Genomic DNA, 16,148 nt, shown 5'->3' with positions numbered 1-16,148 from the left:
GTACATGTAATTGATAAAGTATTATTGCCACAGGAGGCATTGGATGCTCTAATGCCACCAACACCAAATATTGTGGAATTGGCAATGGACACCGAATTTCTATCTATTTTGGTAGGAGCATTGGTACAGGCAGATGCCGGTTTGGTAGACCTGTTACAGACAGAAGGTCCCTTTACAGTGTTCGCACCTACCGATACCGCCTTTGCTGCCCTATTGGATGCATTGGGTGATGATTACAACGGTTTGGGCGATTTCGATACTCCCGAGGAAAAAGCATTGTTGGCACAGATTTTAAAATATCACGTAATTGCCGGAACAGCGGCCTATTCCACAGATCTGTCCAATGGACAAATGGTAGAGACCGCCCAGGGCGAATCCGTAACTGTTAACTTAACAGGTGGGGTGTTCATTCAGGATAAAACCGATGTGGACGCAGCTGTAGCACCAGCTGATATCGCTGCTAGTAACGGAGTAGTACATGTAATTGATAAAGTATTGTTACCACAAGAGGCAATAGATGCCCTATTGCATTAAGATTAGGGTTAGTGCTTTATTTTGGTTACCGAGACTGACGGCCATTAAATGGTCGTCAGTTTCACTTTATTCTTTATCATATTGGTATTATTAAAAAATTAAATATCTTAAATTTTGAAAGCGCTCTTCGATTCTTCCAGTATAAAATGTAGTAAATTGGTTACCCATACCTATAGTACTTCCTTTTCTTTGGGTATTAGGCTGTTTTCGCCTAAAATAAGACCGGCAATCTACGCCATTTATGGTTTTGTTAGGTATGCTGATGAGATTGTGGATTCCTTTCACGATTATGATCAAGAAGAATTACTAGCGGAATTTATCAAAGAATATAAACTTTCCTTAAAAAGAAAAATTAGTTTAAATCCTATTATAAATTCGTTTCAGGAGGTAGTGCATAAATATGAACTTTATGAATACGCCGATGTTTTTTTGGAACGTATGAAGTATGATCTTGAGGTTTCTGAATATACGACCAAGGAGGCTTACGAAAATTATATCTATGGATCGGCCGATGTGGTGGGTCTCATGTGTTTAAGGGTTTTTGTAGACAATGATGACGAGAAATTCAATTCCCTTCAATCTTCGGCAAAATACCTGGGCTCCGCCTTTCAAAAGGTAAATTTTTTGAGGGATATAAAACAGGATCTTGAAAGTTTGGGCAGGTCCTATTTTCCCAATGTACAGCAAAAGGAATTGACCGATGAGGTAAAAAGGGAAATCATCACAGAAATTGAGGAGGACTTTAAAAAAGCCTATAAAGGTTTGGTTCAATTACCTATAGAAAGTAGGTTAGGGGTCTATATTGCCTATAAGTATTATTCCAACCTGCTGAAAAAACTAAAAAACACCAAATCCGAAAAAATACTGAGCGGCAGAATTCATATATCCAATCCTATGAAAATGGTGATATTGGCCAAGGGCTATGTGAGGTACAAGTTAAACGCTATTTAACTTGAGCTCGATTTTAATTTTAATGCAAATAATTGATTGTCAATTAATTAAAATCAATGTTTTTGTCTCCTCGAGCGCAGTCGAGAGGTTTTAGGCAGTTATATTTTTAAATTGAAGTCTCTCCCGATAACTATCGGGATGCGCCTGCCTGCGGAAGGCAGGATCGACCGGACAACATTACCTCAAACAACCTATTAACAATTAAAAATCAATCGAAATCACCTCCTTTAGGTATTGTGTTTCTAGGGATAAGTAGTTTAGTCATTAAGTATAAGGACTTTCCTTTAGTCTCAGATTGGAACAAAATCCTTAAATAAGAAATGAGTGATATTAAAAAAAGGCAAATGGAAATAGTATTGTATATTCTTACAACTGTGTTGACTTTTATAGTGATGGAAGTGGTAACCTGGTGTACTCACAAATTTGTGATGCACGGTTTTTTGTGGGTTTTACATGCCGACCACCACGAGCCTAAATACCCTCATGTTTTTGAAAAAAACGATGCCTTTTTTGTGATTTTTGCCATTCCTAGTATTGCGCTTTTTTATTTTGGAGTAACCCCGGCCCTTAACTATTTATTCTTTATTGGTCTGGGGATCCTATTTTATGGTATGGCATATTTTTTGGTACATGATGTACTAATTCACCAAAGATTTAAATGGTTTAAAAACATCAAGAACAGGTATTTGCTGGGGTTAAGGAAGGCACACAAAATTCATCATAAAAATATGGGCAAGGAAGAAGGGGAATGTTTCGGGATGCTGCTGGTGCCCAAAAAATACTTCAGACAAAATTAAATTTAGACTCTCTCTTTTCCAGAAAGGTTCACTTTATCCTCGTTTAAACGAGCTAAACTCCATAACCATGGTTAACGCTAAATCAAAAAAATCATTTAAGGGGATTTAAAGATTTGGGAAACTGCTTTTTTTTTAGGAATCAATTCCGATTTTATACGCTTTCAAAGCTCTTTCCCTGGCAAATTTATGCTCAACTATTGGGTCCGGGTATTCAAAGGAGTCAAATTCAGGAATCCACTTTCTTACATATTTGTAATCCTTGTCAAACTTTTTTTGCTGTGATAAGGGGTTGAAAATTCTAAAGTAGGGAGCTGCATCACATCCTGTTCCGGCAGCCCATTGCCAGTTTCCATTGTTGGAGGATAATTCATAATCCAATAATTTTTTGGCAAAATAACTTTCTCCCCACGTCCAGTCTATCAATAAATGTTTGCAGAGAAAACCGGCAGTAATCATCCGTACCCGATTGTGCATAAAACCGGTTTTGTTCAGCTGCCTCATGCCGGCATCCACCATGGGATATCCCGTTTTTCCTTCACACCAAAGTCTAAACTCTTCCTTGTTGTTCCTCCATTGGATACCATCATATTTGGATCTGAAATTTTGGGTTACAACATGGGGAAAATGAAATAGAATTTGCATAAAGAATTCCCTCCAAATGAGTTCACTTAAAAAAACGGCATGCTTTTTATCAATCTGGGCAATTACCTGTCTTACGCTTATGGTTCCAAATCTTAAATGGGGACTGAGGTGACTGGTGATGTCTTCGTACGGGAAATCCCTTTGGTCCGCATAAAGATGTAATTGGGTCAGGTCAAAGTCCTGTACCTCAATATCCGATTTTTTAAAACCGATATTTTCCAAAGATAAGTATGGGTAATCTCCTTTAATAAGGTTGTCCAGTTTGGGGGTCCTAAGTGATATGTTATTTTCCTCCTCAAATTTCGCGAGCCATTTATTCTTATAGGGCGTAAAAACCGTATAGGGTTCTTCATCGCCTTTTACAATTTCGTTTTCCTCGAATATTACTTGATCCTTAAAACTAAAAAAGGGGATATCCTTTTCGGCCAGCATTTCGGAAATTTCCTTATCCCTGCCAATGGCGTAAGGTTCGTAGTCACGGTTGGTATAAACGGCAACTATATTAAATTTGGAAATCAAATCCTTCCAAATTGATACCGGTTCGCCGTCCAAACACAAAATGTCCGAGCCATGGTTTTTTAAGGTTTCTTTTATTTTGAAAATTGTTTGATGGATGAAATTTACTCTGGCGTCATCTTCGGGCAATTCGTTTAAAATAAGGCGATCATAAATAAATATGGGCAAAACGGTGATGTCCTTGCCCAATGCTTCTGCCAGTGCCGTGTTATCTTCTATTCGAAGGTCTCTTCTAAACCAAAAAATAGAAATTGGGCTTTGGTCCTTGGATAAGGTGGGAATGTGTTCATTACTCATATTTGGTGCCATTGTATTAATTGGAAATAAATTATTATGAGTTTAGGTTTAAGGGTCTAAACCGATAAGGAATAGGGATTGAATAAACCAGCCTTCTTATCCCAATTGGTAATTTTGGGGTAATCCAACTACAAGGACAATTTAATGATAAATGGCATGAAAATCAATGTTTTCCACGTATATGATCTACTTCACTTCCAAACTAACAACGTATCCTTCACTTCCCCTGACATTAAAGACCGTACTGTCTTCAAAAATTAGATATTGCCCTTTTATGCCTTTTAAGACTCCGCTATAGGTTGGTGTTTTGTCCAGGTTAAGACTTTTTACTTTTTGAGGGTATTGTAGCACGGGAAATTCTAGATGGGTCTCTGTATTGCTCTCTATATAATATGTGGCCGCCTCTTCCGGAATGTATTTTTTTAATTTATTTCTATATTCCACAAGGTCTTCATCATCTACATTGTTGGTCAACATTTTACGCCAGTTGGTCTTGTCGCCGATGTGCTCCTTTAAAGCAACCTCGGTAACACCGGCCAAATAACGATTGGGGACTTCAACAATTTCTATAGCCTCATGGGCACCTTGGTCTATCCATCTAGTGGGTACCTGCGATTTGCGTGTTACGCCTACTTTGATATTGCTGGAATTGGCAAGATAAACGATGTGCGGCTGTAACTGAACCTTTTTTTCATATTCTAGATCACGGTCTTCCTTGCCCAGATGTGCCGTACTTAATTCCGGCCTCATGATCCAATCCCCGGCTGTAGGAATTTCATAAAAGCAGGTTCTGCAGAAACCTTGTCTGAAAATTGGGCGATCTTCCCCGCAATTTAGACATTGATATTTTATAAAGGAAATTGTAAGTTCCTTGTTCAATACCTGGTTCAGATTTAAAAAGTCACCATCAAATATTAGGTAATATTGAATGGGATCTGCCAGTTCGGTTTGCATTTTTCTTAAAACTCCTTGATACTGCATATTTTTTCTGCTTAACGTAAAATCAATTTGAATATGAATTCAATTAAAGCTATTTTTAGCCGATTTAATTTAGAGCTTGTTTAGGAATTTATAGTTATAATTTTTATATGTCATTTTTGATACTTTTTTAAGGTAAATTTATAATCCTAGCAACGGCTAGTGTTGTAAATTTTACAAGATATTGTGCAAAAACAGGCATAAAAAAAGCATTCATAAATTCTATAACAGGCACTTAGCTCAAAACCCTGCTTTAAACAGCGATAAAGATACCTAAAAATGCCAATAACATTATTCAATTCCATTGCTTCTTGGCTGTTGAAAAAGCGATATCATCAGATTGAACTTTTTTTAAAGTACCCTGAGGAGGTGCAGGATGAGGTGTTGCACCAGTTATTGTCCTTTGCCGAGGATACCGAAATGGGAAGGAAGTACGATTTTGAATCTATTGCCAGTTATGAAACCTTTGCAGAGCGGGTACCTATAGTCTCCTATGAGGAGGTGGAACCTATGATAGAGCGTTCTAGAAGGGGGGAGCAAAATATCTTTTGGCCCACAACCATTAAGTGGTTCGCTAAGAGTAGTGGTACTACAAATGCTAAGAGCAAGTTTATACCCGTTAGTTCCGAGGCTTTGGAGGATTGCCATTATAAATCCAGTAAGGATCTGCTCTGTCTATATTTAAACAACAATGAAAACTCGCAGTTGTTTACGGGCAAGAGCTTGCGATTGGGCGGGAGTAAGGAACTCTATCAGGATAATGGTACTGTTTTTGGTGATCTCTCTGCCATTCTTATAGATAATATGCCATTCTGGGCAGAACTGAGCAGTACCCCTAGTAACAAGGTGTCCCTGATGAGCGAATGGGAGACTAAGTTACAGGCCATCATCCGGGAAAGTGTTCAGGAAAACGTAACCAGCTTGGCCGGAGTGCCATCATGGATGTTAGTGCTCCTAAATAATGTCCTGGAGCAAACAGGAAAGGAACACCTTTTTACGGTTTGGGAAAATTTGGAAGTATATTTTCATGGAGGGGTAAGCTTTAACCCCTATAAGGATCAATATTCCAGACTCTTACCGCGCAAAAACTTTAATTACTATGAAATCTACAATGCTTCCGAAGGATTTTTTGCCATTCAGGATAGAAATAATGCGGACGATCTTTTACTGATGCTGGATTATGGAATTTTCTATGAATTTATTCCTATGGAAACTTACGGTACAAGTGAGCAGATCACCTTGCCGTTATGGAATGTGAAGGTGGATAGGAACTATGCGGTAATAATTACTACCAATGCGGGTCTGTGGAGGTATAAAATAGGTGATACGGTGAGGTTTACCTCTACCAATCCCTATAGGATCAAGATTACCGGAAGAACCAAACATCATATTAATGTATTCGGGGAAGAGTTGATCATAGAAAATGCTGAAGAAGCCTTGAAGACCATTTGTAAAAAAACGGGGTCCGAAATAAAGGACTATACGGTGGCGCCGATATTTATGGAAGGCAAGGAAAAAGGTGCCCATGAGTGGATAATAGAGTTTAGAAAGGCTCCCGAAGAACTGGCTTATTTTACCGAAATTCTAGATAATGCACTAAAATCCTTGAATTCGGATTATGAGGCCAAGCGTTATAACAACATTACTTTAAAACTTCCCAAAGTTCATATTGCCAGGGAAAACCTATTCTATGACTGGCTAAAATCAAAAGATAAGTTGGGAGGGCAGCATAAAATTCCAAGATTGTCCAATAAAAGGGATTATATCGAGGAATTGCTTCAGATGAACAAATAAATGTGATTTAAACGGTCAATATGTTCAATTTAGAGGTATTAAATGTTTCCCTTTAACAATTTATACTTTTTATTATGGCGAACAGATTAGTGATATTATCAGATATGTGGGGTTCTAAAAAAGGGCTATGGATTACCTCCTATTTGGGTTATTTGCAACAGTATTATGATATTACCTTTTATGATTGTCAGCATTTGGCAAATATAAGTTTGGAGGTAAATTCTCCTGAAAATATCCACAAGGAATTTATTGATGGGGGAGTGGAAACTGCGGTTGCCCATTTGCTTAAAAAGGAAACGGAGCCCAGTCATTATTTGACTTTTGGTATTGGTGGTTCCATAGCCTGGAAAGCTGCGCTTAAAGGCTTGCCCTTAAAATCGTTATATACTACTTCCAGTACCAGATTGCGTTTTGAGAGCGAGAGGCCGGCAGCAGCGGGTATTAAACTGCTTTATGGACAAAATGATGAGTTTAGGCCATTATCTACATGGTCTGATCAAATTGGTGTAGATGTTGAAGTTGTGAAGGGTTTTGGGCATGAACTCTACACCGATGAGAAAATTATCAGCAAGGTCTGCCAAGATTTATTGGCCAAGGTTATGCAAAAACAATATGTAGCTTAACACCTGCGTTTCCATCTTATTTATGGAAAACAATTTATAGGTTTTATAAAAGTTAAAAGCAGTCTTAAGAGACTGCTTTTAACTTTTTAATGGTTTCAAAGGATAATTTCTCTTCGGCATAAGGTTTTGTTACCTTAAACTCCTTTTCGTTAGAACTTGGGAATTCGAACATTGCGTCTGTGAAAATGGCTTCACATAAGGAGCGCAAACCTCTTGCTCCCAGCTTATATTCTATGGCCTTTTCTACAATATAGTCCAACGCCTGTTCCGTAATCTTAAAGGAAATTCCATCCATCTTAAACAATTTTTCATATTGTTTAATTATGGCATTCTTGGGCTCTGTTAAAATGGCCCTTAGGGTTTCCTTGTCCAATGGATTCATATGGGTGAGTACAGGTAGTCTACCAATAATCTCTGGTATTAATCCAAAGTCCTTTAAATCCTTAGGTACAATGTATTGTAGAATATTTTCGTTGTCTACCTTTTCTTCAGCTTTGGATGCGCTATAGCCTACAGCCTGCATGTTCAGCCTTTTGGTGATATGCCTTTCAATTCCATCAAAGGCACCTCCGGCAATGAATAGAATATTTTCTGTATTTACTTCTATAAATTTTTGATCTGGGTGCTTTCTACCTCCTTTGGGCGGAACATTAACCACTGTTCCCTCCAATAGTTTAAGAAGTCCTTGTTGAACTCCTTCCCCTGATACATCGCGAGTAATTGAAGGATTGTCGCTCTTACGTGCAATCTTATCAATTTCATCTATAAAGACGATACCGCGTTCTGCCTTTTCCAAATTGTAATCTGCTGCCTGCAATAGGCGGGTAAGTATACTTTCTACATCCTCCCCAACATAACCGGCTTCAGTAAGTACGGTAGCGTCAACAATGGCCAAAGGTACATTGAGCATCTTGGCAATGGTTTTAGCCATAAGGGTCTTTCCGGTCCCGGTTTGGCCTACCATTACAATATTACTCTTTTGGATCTCTATATCGTCTTCCTTGCTTTTTGGTTGTAGAAGTCTTTTGTAATGGTTGTACACAGCAACGGACATTACTTTTTTGGTACGGTCCTGGCCAATAATATAGGTGTCCAAAAATTCCTTTATTTCCAAAGGTTTCTTCAATGTTAATTCGGAGGAAAGATCATTGTTTTTGGTCTGTTTGGATTCTTCGGCGACAATACCGTGTGCCTGCTCTATACAACGATCGCATATATGCGCATCAAGACCTGCAATCAATAGATTGGTTTCTGGTTTCTTTCTACCACAAAAAGAGCATTCTAAATTTTCTTTTGCCATATCATTTTATCACTTTCAATAATAGTAACGAAATAATCCACACTTTGGTGCATCCGTACAGAATGGAACCCGGATTTTTCGAATCTTTTAGTCGTCTCTAGTCCTTATCCCTTACCAAGATCTCATCGATCATGCCATATTCCTTGGCTTCGTCTGCTTTCATCCAGTAATCCCTATCACTATCGTCACTTACTTTTTCAAGGGGTTGTCCAGAATGTTGTGCAATGATTTGGTACAATTCGTCTTTAAGTTTTAGGATCTCTCTGGCTGTAATTTCAATATCACTGGCCTGGCCCTGTGCGCCGCCAAGTGGTTGATGGATCATTACCCTGGAATGGGTCAGTCCACTACGCTTTCCTTTTGCTCCGGCACATAGGAGTACGGCTCCCATAGAGGCAGCCATTCCTGTGCATATTGTAGCCACATCGGGTTTAATGAACTGCATGGTGTCATAGATTCCCAAACCGGCATAAACACTTCCACCTGGGGAATTGATATATATCTGTATGTCCTTGGAAGCATCCGTGCTTTCCAAAAATAATAACTGTGCTTGTACAATGTTGGCAACTTGGTCATTGATCCCTGTTCCGAGAAAAATGATCCGGTCCATCATTAATCGCGAAAAAACATCCATTGCTACTGCATTTAGCTGTCTTTCTTCAATAATGTTTGGAGTAAGGTTGGTGGGGTACATACTACTTAAAATAGTATCGTAATACATGCTATTTATTCCCTGATGTTTAATAGCATAGTTTTTGAATTCTTTCCCGTAATCCATATTTTAATCAATAGTTTTATAAGATAAAAAAAGTGTCGAAAATCAACTCTTCGACACTGTAAATATACTTATTTTTAGCGAAACTTTATTTTATTGGCTCCTATCGAAGCGTATTTAAAATGTAAGGTTCAACTAATTTGAATTACCCGTATACTTCCTTAACAAAGTCTTCGTAAGTAACTTCTTTCGTTTTTAAATTTGCCTTTTCCTTATAAAGGGTCAAAAGCTTTTGGCTCATCAATTGTTCTGAAAGACGTTTTACCTCATCTTGGTTGGAAAGTACCCTTGCGGCAATATTATCCAACTCCTCCTCTTTAGGGTCCAACTGACCAAATTGCGCCATTTGTTGCTTAATAAAGCCTTTTGCAAATTCTTTTAGCTCATCAAACTGTATCTGAATACCGCTTTCTTGAATAATCTTGCCTTCAATTAGTTGGTAACGCAGGCCTTTTTCCGATTTTTCAAATTCTTCGTTCGCTTCTTCCTCGGTCAATTGTTTTTCCCCGGTCATCTGAATCCATTTGGTCAAAAATTCCGTAGGAAGGTCAAATTTGATGTTGTCTATAAAATGTTCTGTAACATCATTTAATAATTTCTGATCGGACTGTTGCTCAAATTGCTTTTCCGAATCTTCCTTGATTCGTTCTTTAAGCTCTTTTTCAGAGGTAACAACATCCTTCCCGAACAACTTGTCGAAAAGTTCCTGATCCAATTTTGCTGGTTCTTTTTCGTTAATTTCCTCAATGGTGAAAGTAACTTCGATATCCAATTTTTCGGATTTTTCACCATCGATACCCAAAGAACTGCCCAATAAATAATCCTCTTTGAACAATCCCTTTGTGTTTAAGGTAACTACATCGCCCACTTTTTTGCCCAAAAGACTGTCCAATGCTTTTTTGCTTTTTATTTTTTCGATCTCGATTACCGTCTTATTGTCTATTTCCTCTGCCTCGTTCTTAAAAACACCGTTTACATCATCCTTTTTTCCAACTTCGGTCTTGTTGATCAATTTTCCGTATTGCTTTTGAATACGCTCCACCTGCTCATCGACCATTTTTTTGTCGGCAACAATTTTGTAGTGCGTTATGGCTTTTTTCGACTTAAGGTCTACATTAAAATTAGGGGCAAGTCCCAATTCAAATTCAAATGCAAATTCTTCAGAATCCCAGTTAAAGTTGTCCTGTTGTTTTGGAAGTGGATTTCCTAGAACATCCAATTTTTCTTCTGTAAGATATTTGTTGAGATTGTCTTGTAACAGTTTGTTTACCTCATCTACCAAAACGGCTTTTCCGTATTGTTTCTTGATCAATCCCATGGGCACCTGACCTTTTCTGAAACCTGGTATATTTGCTTGTTTTCTGTAGTCCTTTAAGATTGTTTCTACCTTATCGAAGTAATCGTCCTTGGTTACCGCAACTTTTACTACTGCATTTAATTCGTCAATCTGCTCTTTAGTGATGTTCATTTCTATATCTAATTTTACTAAAATAAAATGGGATGCAAAAGTAGTACATTTTCTAATCTCCAACAAGTTTTTAAATTACTGAATGTCAAAAAGGTACCCTAGATATTTTTGTCATCATTTAGAAATGAATAAAATATAGATTGCAGAAAGGAAAGCAAAAGGCTAAAAAGCAATGCCCACCAAATATTATTTACATGAAAGCCATCAATAAAGTAGTCGCCCAAAAGGATAATTATAGCGTTGATTATGAGCAGGAACAACCCTAAGGTAAGGATAGTGACCGGCAAGGTTAGGATGACCAGGATGGGTTTTACAATAAAATTCAGCAAACTTAGAACAATGGCTACAATAATGGCGGTGGTATACGAGTCCACACCCACCCCGGGCAGTATTTTTGCTAAAATAACCACTGCTATGGCACTCAGGAGAATTCTTAAAATCAGGTTCATGTTTTACTTTTTTTGGTTAATGGAATGTTTTTTCAATGAAATTATCCCTTTAAAAGTAAACAATTATTTTGTCTGTTGAGGGGGTAATATTCATGGTTTTTACGAATGGGTATAGAATTTCCCTGCAAATTTTATTAAGTAAAAAAGGAATTGTCTATTTGATAAATAGAATAGATTTTTCAAAAAATTGGGTTGGATTCTCCGCATGAAGCCAGTGTCCGGCCTTGTCTATTGTTTCGACCGTGGCCAAAGGGAAATGCCTTTTTATAACCGATAAATCATTTGGGGTAATATACTCCGATCTGTCTCCCCTTAAAAAAAGTGTTGGTCCTGTGTAAGTGTCCGTAGATCCTATATTTTCGCCAATTTCTTCCATTTTTTCACTTAAAACTTCAAGATTGAAGCGGAAACCCAATACCCCCTTTTCTGCCCAATACAAATTCTTTAGCAAAAACTGACGGATCCCTACGTTTTTGATGTATTTGGACAATTGTTCATCCGCGTCATTTCGAGAGCTAATATTTTTAATATCCAAGGCGTTTAGACCGTTAATTATATCCTGGTGATGGGGTGGATAAAATTTGGGGGCAATATCTGCTACAATTAACTTTTTTGTTAATTGGGGATAGCGGCAGGCGAAAAGCATGGCCGTTTTTCCTCCCATGGAATGTCCAAGAATAATGGCGTCTCCCAAATGGTGGTAGTCCATGTAATGTTTTACATCTTCTGCCAATAAATCATAATTGAACTCGGTGGAGTGAAAACTTTTTCCATGGTTGCGCAAATCCAGTAAGTGTACTTGAAAGCCTTCTTCGGCATATTTGGAGCCCATGGATTTCCAATTGTCGGACATGCCCAAAAAACCATGTAGTATAATAATAGGTTGTCCTTCCCCTAAAATATTGGAATGCAATACCGGCATTATTTTAATTTGTTTAGGTACATATTAATTACATTTTCCAGGCCTAGATACAGGGATTCGCATATTAGGGCATGACCAATGGAAACTTCCAGCAAGTGGGGTATGTTTTCTTTGAAATATTTTATGTTATCCAAACTAAGGTCGTGTCCTGCATTTATGCCCAATCCTAATTGATGGGCTGTTTTGGCAGCTTCCGTAAAAGCTACAACCCCCTTCTTGTTTCCTTTGGCATATTCGTGTGCATAGCTTTCGGTATATAGTTCAATGCGGTCGGCACCTGTCAATGCGGCACCTTTGACCATTTCAATATTGGCGTCCACAAAAATAGAAGTTCTTATTCCGTTGTCTTTAAACGTGGATATTACTTCCTTTAGAAAATCCCTGTGTTTTATGGTGTCCCATCCGGCGTTGGACGTAATGGCGTTAACAGCATCGGGGACTAGGGTGACTTGTGTGGGTTTTACCTCCAAAACCAAATCCATAAAAGATTGTATGGGATTTCCTTCTATGTTGAATTCGGTGCGGACCAATTTCTTTAAGTCCCTTGCATCTTGGTATTTTATATGTCTTTCATCAGGTCTTGGGTGTATGGTGATGCCTTCAGCTCCAAAATCTTCAATATCTTTGGCCACTTTTAACAGGTCGGGTACATTTCCTCCACGTGAATTTCTTAATGTTGCAATTTTATTTACATTAACGCTAAGCTTTGTCATAGGATTTTGGTATGTTTAAAAAGCAAAAATACAAATTAGGCATACCTTTTGCTGTTTTTATTATGAAGAATTCGTTTTTCAAGCTCGGTTAAACCATTGTGAAAAAATATAGACAACTGGGTTTAAGTGGTTTTTGAGGGCTTTTGGAATAGAAAGGTTTTGGAGTATTGATAATTTATCGGGATTGTTTTTTAACAGCTCGCAAAAGCTAGGTCTTTTTGTAAATAATACTTTGGAAGATTCGGGTTCTTAGAAATTTTTATTAGTATTTTGCGTTATAATATGAAGTTATGAACATTCAAAATAACATAATTGTCACATTGCCGATTTTTAAAGTGGGTGATTCCTTGAAAAAAGTGATCAAATTCTTTAATGAATCTACCTATTCCCATGTTGCAGTGGTAGAAGGGAATGTTTTTATTGGGGTTTTGGGTGAAAATGATCTTGATAATTATGAAAAGGACAAGAGGATAGAGGATTATCGGTATAACCTGGAAACTTTTTTTGTTAGAAAGGAAACTTCTTGGCTGGATGTCCTGGAAATATTTTCAAAGAACGAGGCAAACCTTTTGCCCGTCTTGGATGATAATGGCCTTGTTTTAGGGTATTACGACCTTATAGATATTGTTGATGAGTTTATAGATACGCCATTTTTTACAGAACCAGGTGGAATCCTCGTCTTGGCAAAGGGTTTAAAGGATTACTCCTTTAGCGAAATTGCCCAAATAGTGGAAAGTAACAATGTTAAATTGATTGGCGGGTTTATTACGGATATCCGAAACGACGTTATTCAGATCACTATTAAAATAGGTACAACACATTTAAATGAAATTATACAGTCTTTCAGAAGGTATAACTACACCATACTCTACGGTAATAACGACGATCAATTTATAGAGGATTTAAAACAGAGATCTGATTATTTGGATAAATATCTAAATGTTTAACTCCTATGAAAGTTGCCATTTACGGACTTACTTGCCAGAATAACGTTTTGGATTACATTGTGGAGTTATTGGATGAACTTCATAAAGAAAATGCTGAAATCTACTTTGAAAAAGAGTTTTACAGTTTAATTATGGCCAAACGTAATGTGGGCGAATTCCCCATATTTACGGACTCTAATGGCCTTGACGCCCATTTTGATATGTTTGTGAGTTTTGGTGGCGATGGCACCATCTTAAGGGCTACGACCTATGTTCGTGACCTAGGAATACCTATTGTAGGAGTAAATACGGGCAGACTGGGATTTTTATCCACATTTAGAAAAGAAGATGTGCGCAAGGTAGTAAAGGAATTCGTTTCGGGGGCATATACCATTGTAGAGCGCAGTCTGGTGGAGGTAAGTGCACAATCCGATATTCCTGAATTTAAGATATTGAACTTTGCGTTGAATGAGATTACGGTGAGCAGGAAGGATACCACTTCCATGATTACTGTAGAAACACATTTGAACGATGAATACCTAACATCCTATTGGGCAGATGGGTTAATTGTGGCAACGCCCACCGGATCTACCGGGTATTCACTTAGCTGTGGTGGTCCTGTAATTGCCCCTACTGCAAAATCATTGATACTTACTCCTATTGCACCCCATAACCTAAATGCAAGACCTTTGGTAATTTCGGATGATACCGTTATTAGGCTCAAGGTTTCCGGGAGGGAAGAAAGTCATTTGGTGTCTTTGGATTCCAGGATAGCTACCGTGACCAGCGGCAAGGAGATTTTTATTAAAAAAGCTCCATTTACCATTAAAATGATCGAATATACTTCCGAAAGTTTTCTAAAAACACTACGAAATAAATTATTGTGGGGCGAAGACAAGCGTAATTGATTGTTTTTGGGCGACAATAAAAAGGAACAAAATCTGTTTATCAAGTGAGAACATGAATGTAATAATTTACTAGTCTAAACTGCTGAAATTGTTATATTTGCAAACTTTTATAAATAATGAGGTTATTTTTTGCGGCAATTCTTCTTTTCATTTTTAATGAAATAAAGGGACAAACATACGAGATTGGCCTATTTGCAGGTGGTACCAATAATATTGGGGATGTTGGGAGGTCTAATTTTATTTTACCTTCGGGTCCTGCATTTGGTGGTTTGTTTAAATGGAACAAGAGTAAACGCTATGCTTGGAGGGCCAGTATTATTTATGGAGAATTTACAGCGGATGATTCCAAATCGGACATACCGTCCCGACAACAACGGAATTTTATAATGGACAATAATGTTCTGGAGGCTTCCGCAGGTTTGGAGTTTAATTTTGTGGAATATAATTTACATCGTTTGGGACCGGCCTTTACACCATATCTATATACTGGTGTTACGTATTTTAGATATGGATACCATTATTTTGATGCGGCGCAATTGCAGGATGTTGGACAGAAAGATGGATCATTTGCTGTGCCTATGACGGTCGGAGCTAAATTAAGAATTAGTCAGTTTTTTATTGTTGGAGCTGAAATAGGGGCCAGATATACCTTTACGGATAATTTGGATGCCAGTAATCCTGAAGGTTCCAATTATGAAGAATTTAGATTTGGAAATATTTTTAGTGATGATTGGTATGTGTTCTCCGGGGTTACGCTAACGTATACCTTTGGAAGAAAACCTTGCCAGGATTGTTTTCAGTAGTGTTAAAAATAATAGTTTGGAAGAATTAAAGATGAAATCATTGCCAAGACACTTAGCCATAATTATGGATGGTAATGGTAGATGGGCAAAAGAAAAAGGAAAATTAAGGGTCTTTGGCCATGAGCAAGGGGTGAAGACCGTTAGAAGAACTGTGGAGGACTGTGCTAGAATTGGTTTGGAGTTTCTTACTTTGTACACTTTTTCCACCGAGAATTGGAACAGGCCCAAATTGGAAGTGGATACTTTAATGCGGTTATTGGTTTCTTCCCTTAAAAAGGAACTGAAAACCTTGAATAATAATAATATTAAGTTAAATACCATTGGTAATATAGCTTCCTTGCCAAATAGTGCGCATAAGGAATTGTTGGATGTAATGGAGAAAACTAGTGCCAATACCGGTATGACCTTGACGCTTGCCCTTAGTTATGGGTCTCGGGAAGAGATAAAAAATGCCGTACAACAGATATGTGTCAAAGTTAAAAATAATATAATTTCTCCCGAAAATATTGACGAAACCATTATTAATAACCATCTTTACACGCAAAATTTACCAGATGTAGACTTGTTGATCCGTACCAGTGGAGAGCATAGGATCAGTAATTTCTTACTATGGCAAATTGCATATGCGGAATTGTATTTTATTGATGTATTTTGGCCGGATTTTTCGGAACAGCATTTATTGGAAGCCATTAAAAATTACCAGAACAGAGAACGAAGATTTGGAAAAACTAGCGAACAACTCACCTAGCGAC

The 16,148-nt window shown here is 37.7% G+C and carries 17 protein-coding genes; 9 read left to right on the top strand and 8 right to left on the bottom strand.

What is annotated here, in order from left to right:
- From MWU82_RS21185 to MWU82_RS21175, 3 genes are all read left to right on the top strand, one after another.
- Window positions 1-534 (top strand): fasciclin domain-containing protein (locus MWU82_RS21185; protein WP_247097818.1); only part of this gene is annotated, 534 nt, incomplete at its 5' end.
- 114 nt (window positions 535-648) lie between these two features.
- On the top strand, window positions 649-1,485 hold the full coding sequence (locus tag MWU82_RS21180) for a phytoene/squalene synthase family protein (RefSeq protein ID WP_247097817.1): 837 nt from the start codon (window positions 649-651) through the stop codon (window positions 1,483-1,485).
- A gap of 344 nt (window positions 1,486-1,829) precedes the next feature.
- The gene (locus tag MWU82_RS21175) at window positions 1,830-2,282 is read left to right on the top strand and encodes a sterol desaturase family protein (RefSeq protein WP_215950204.1); all 453 of its coding nucleotides are present in this window, start codon (window positions 1,830-1,832) and stop codon (window positions 2,280-2,282) included.
- A gap of 132 nt (window positions 2,283-2,414) precedes the next feature.
- On the opposite strand, the gene MWU82_RS21170 is transcribed toward MWU82_RS21175, so the two are convergent.
- Window positions 2,415-3,737, bottom strand: coding sequence for a deoxyribodipyrimidine photo-lyase (locus MWU82_RS21170; protein WP_247097816.1), 1,323 nt, complete (start codon window positions 3,735-3,737; stop codon window positions 2,415-2,417).
- 186 nt (window positions 3,738-3,923) lie between these two features.
- Window positions 3,924-4,718, bottom strand: a complete 795-nt coding sequence (locus tag MWU82_RS21165) for a DUF2797 domain-containing protein (protein ID WP_215950205.1) — start codon at window positions 4,716-4,718, stop codon at window positions 3,924-3,926.
- 276 nt (window positions 4,719-4,994) lie between these two features.
- On the opposite strand from MWU82_RS21165, the gene MWU82_RS21160 reads away from it, so the two are divergent.
- Together MWU82_RS21160 and MWU82_RS21155 are read left to right on the top strand one after the other, a co-directional pair.
- Entirely contained in the window at window positions 4,995-6,509 is a 1,515-nt protein-coding gene (locus MWU82_RS21160; RefSeq protein ID WP_215950206.1) for a GH3 auxin-responsive promoter family protein, read from the top strand.
- Between the two features lie 74 nt (window positions 6,510-6,583).
- A complete protein-coding gene (locus tag MWU82_RS21155) occupies window positions 6,584-7,132 on the top strand; it encodes a hypothetical protein (protein WP_215950207.1) in 549 nt (182 codons plus the stop codon).
- A gap of 64 nt (window positions 7,133-7,196) precedes the next feature.
- Here the strand turns inward: MWU82_RS21155 and clpX are convergent, their stop codons facing one another.
- The 6 genes from clpX to MWU82_RS21125 form a co-directional block, all read right to left on the bottom strand.
- The gene (gene clpX, locus MWU82_RS21150; protein ID WP_215950208.1) at window positions 7,197-8,432 is read right to left on the bottom strand and encodes an ATP-dependent Clp protease ATP-binding subunit ClpX; all 1,236 of its coding nucleotides are present in this window, start codon (window positions 8,430-8,432) and stop codon (window positions 7,197-7,199) included.
- A gap of 97 nt (window positions 8,433-8,529) precedes the next feature.
- Entirely contained in the window at window positions 8,530-9,210 is a 681-nt protein-coding gene (gene clpP, locus MWU82_RS21145) for an ATP-dependent Clp endopeptidase proteolytic subunit ClpP (RefSeq protein ID WP_215950209.1), read from the bottom strand.
- Between the two features lie 142 nt (window positions 9,211-9,352).
- The gene (gene tig, locus MWU82_RS21140; RefSeq protein ID WP_247097815.1) at window positions 9,353-10,675 is read right to left on the bottom strand and encodes a trigger factor; all 1,323 of its coding nucleotides are present in this window, start codon (window positions 10,673-10,675) and stop codon (window positions 9,353-9,355) included.
- Window positions 10,676-10,773: 98 nt separating this feature from the next.
- Entirely contained in the window at window positions 10,774-11,124 is a 351-nt protein-coding gene (locus MWU82_RS21135; RefSeq protein WP_215950211.1) for a phage holin family protein, read from the bottom strand.
- Between the two features lie 154 nt (window positions 11,125-11,278).
- Window positions 11,279-12,046 (bottom strand): alpha/beta fold hydrolase, encoded by a 768-nt coding sequence (locus MWU82_RS21130; RefSeq protein WP_215950212.1) that lies wholly within the window; start codon window positions 12,044-12,046, stop codon window positions 11,279-11,281.
- Window positions 12,046-12,759, bottom strand: a complete 714-nt coding sequence (locus MWU82_RS21125; RefSeq protein WP_247097814.1) for a pyridoxine 5'-phosphate synthase — start codon at window positions 12,757-12,759, stop codon at window positions 12,046-12,048. The genes MWU82_RS21130 and MWU82_RS21125 overlap by 1 nt, the downstream gene beginning before the upstream one ends.
- Before the next feature lie 290 nt (window positions 12,760-13,049).
- Here MWU82_RS21125 and MWU82_RS21120 point away from each other — a divergent pair, with 290 nt between their 5' ends.
- The 4 genes from MWU82_RS21120 (at window position 13,050) to MWU82_RS21105 (ending at window position 16,144) form a co-directional block, all read left to right on the top strand.
- Complete coding sequence (locus MWU82_RS21120) at window positions 13,050-13,706, top strand: CBS domain-containing protein (RefSeq protein ID WP_215950214.1); 657 nt, start codon at window positions 13,050-13,052, stop codon at window positions 13,704-13,706.
- A 5-nt stretch (window positions 13,707-13,711) separates the two neighbouring features.
- A complete protein-coding gene (locus MWU82_RS21115; protein ID WP_247097813.1) occupies window positions 13,712-14,593 on the top strand; it encodes an NAD kinase in 882 nt (293 codons plus the stop codon).
- Between the two features lie 116 nt (window positions 14,594-14,709).
- On the top strand, window positions 14,710-15,396 hold the full coding sequence (locus tag MWU82_RS21110) for a DUF6089 family protein (protein ID WP_215950216.1): 687 nt from the start codon (window positions 14,710-14,712) through the stop codon (window positions 15,394-15,396).
- Between the two features lie 31 nt (window positions 15,397-15,427).
- Window positions 15,428-16,144, top strand: coding sequence for an isoprenyl transferase (locus tag MWU82_RS21105; protein WP_247097822.1), 717 nt, complete (start codon window positions 15,428-15,430; stop codon window positions 16,142-16,144).
- Window positions 16,145-16,148 lie beyond the last annotated feature (4 nt).

The organism is Arenibacter sp. S6351L (assembly GCF_023016025.1).
Taxonomy (GTDB): Bacteria; Bacteroidota; Bacteroidia; order Flavobacteriales; family Flavobacteriaceae; genus Arenibacter; species Arenibacter algicola_B.
Note: the sequence above shows the minus strand (reverse complement) of the source record. Positions and strands in the feature narration are given on the sequence as shown.

What these genes read in the sequence shown, in the direction of transcription:
- MWU82_RS21105 (WP_247097822.1), top strand. Translation starts at nt 15,428, where the DNA reads ATGAAATCATTGCCAAGACACTTAGCCATAATTATGGATGGTAATGGT.
- MWU82_RS21125 (WP_247097814.1), bottom strand. Translation starts at nt 12,759, where the DNA reads ATGACAAAGCTTAGCGTTAATGTAAATAAAATTGCAACATTAAGAAAT.
- clpP (WP_215950209.1), bottom strand. Translation starts at nt 9,210, where the DNA reads ATGGATTACGGGAAAGAATTCAAAAACTATGCTATTAAACATCAGGGA.
- MWU82_RS21110 (WP_215950216.1), top strand. Translation starts at nt 14,710, where the DNA reads ATGAGGTTATTTTTTGCGGCAATTCTTCTTTTCATTTTTAATGAAATA.
- MWU82_RS21165 (WP_215950205.1), bottom strand. Translation starts at nt 4,718, where the DNA reads ATGCAGTATCAAGGAGTTTTAAGAAAAATGCAAACCGAACTGGCAGAT.
- MWU82_RS21175 (WP_215950204.1), top strand. Translation starts at nt 1,830, where the DNA reads ATGGAAATAGTATTGTATATTCTTACAACTGTGTTGACTTTTATAGTG.
- MWU82_RS21135 (WP_215950211.1), bottom strand. Translation starts at nt 11,124, where the DNA reads ATGAACCTGATTTTAAGAATTCTCCTGAGTGCCATAGCAGTGGTTATT.
- MWU82_RS21155 (WP_215950207.1), top strand. Translation starts at nt 6,584, where the DNA reads ATGGCGAACAGATTAGTGATATTATCAGATATGTGGGGTTCTAAAAAA.
- MWU82_RS21115 (WP_247097813.1), top strand. Translation starts at nt 13,712, where the DNA reads ATGAAAGTTGCCATTTACGGACTTACTTGCCAGAATAACGTTTTGGAT.
- tig (WP_247097815.1), bottom strand. Translation starts at nt 10,675, where the DNA reads ATGAACATCACTAAAGAGCAGATTGACGAATTAAATGCAGTAGTAAAA.
- MWU82_RS21120 (WP_215950214.1), top strand. Translation starts at nt 13,050, where the DNA reads ATGAACATTCAAAATAACATAATTGTCACATTGCCGATTTTTAAAGTG.
- MWU82_RS21160 (WP_215950206.1), top strand. Translation starts at nt 4,995, where the DNA reads ATGCCAATAACATTATTCAATTCCATTGCTTCTTGGCTGTTGAAAAAG.
- MWU82_RS21130 (WP_215950212.1), bottom strand. Translation starts at nt 12,046, where the DNA reads ATGCCGGTATTGCATTCCAATATTTTAGGGGAAGGACAACCTATTATT.
- clpX (WP_215950208.1), bottom strand. Translation starts at nt 8,432, where the DNA reads ATGGCAAAAGAAAATTTAGAATGCTCTTTTTGTGGTAGAAAGAAACCA.
- MWU82_RS21170 (WP_247097816.1), bottom strand. Translation starts at nt 3,737, where the DNA reads ATGAGTAATGAACACATTCCCACCTTATCCAAGGACCAAAGCCCAATT.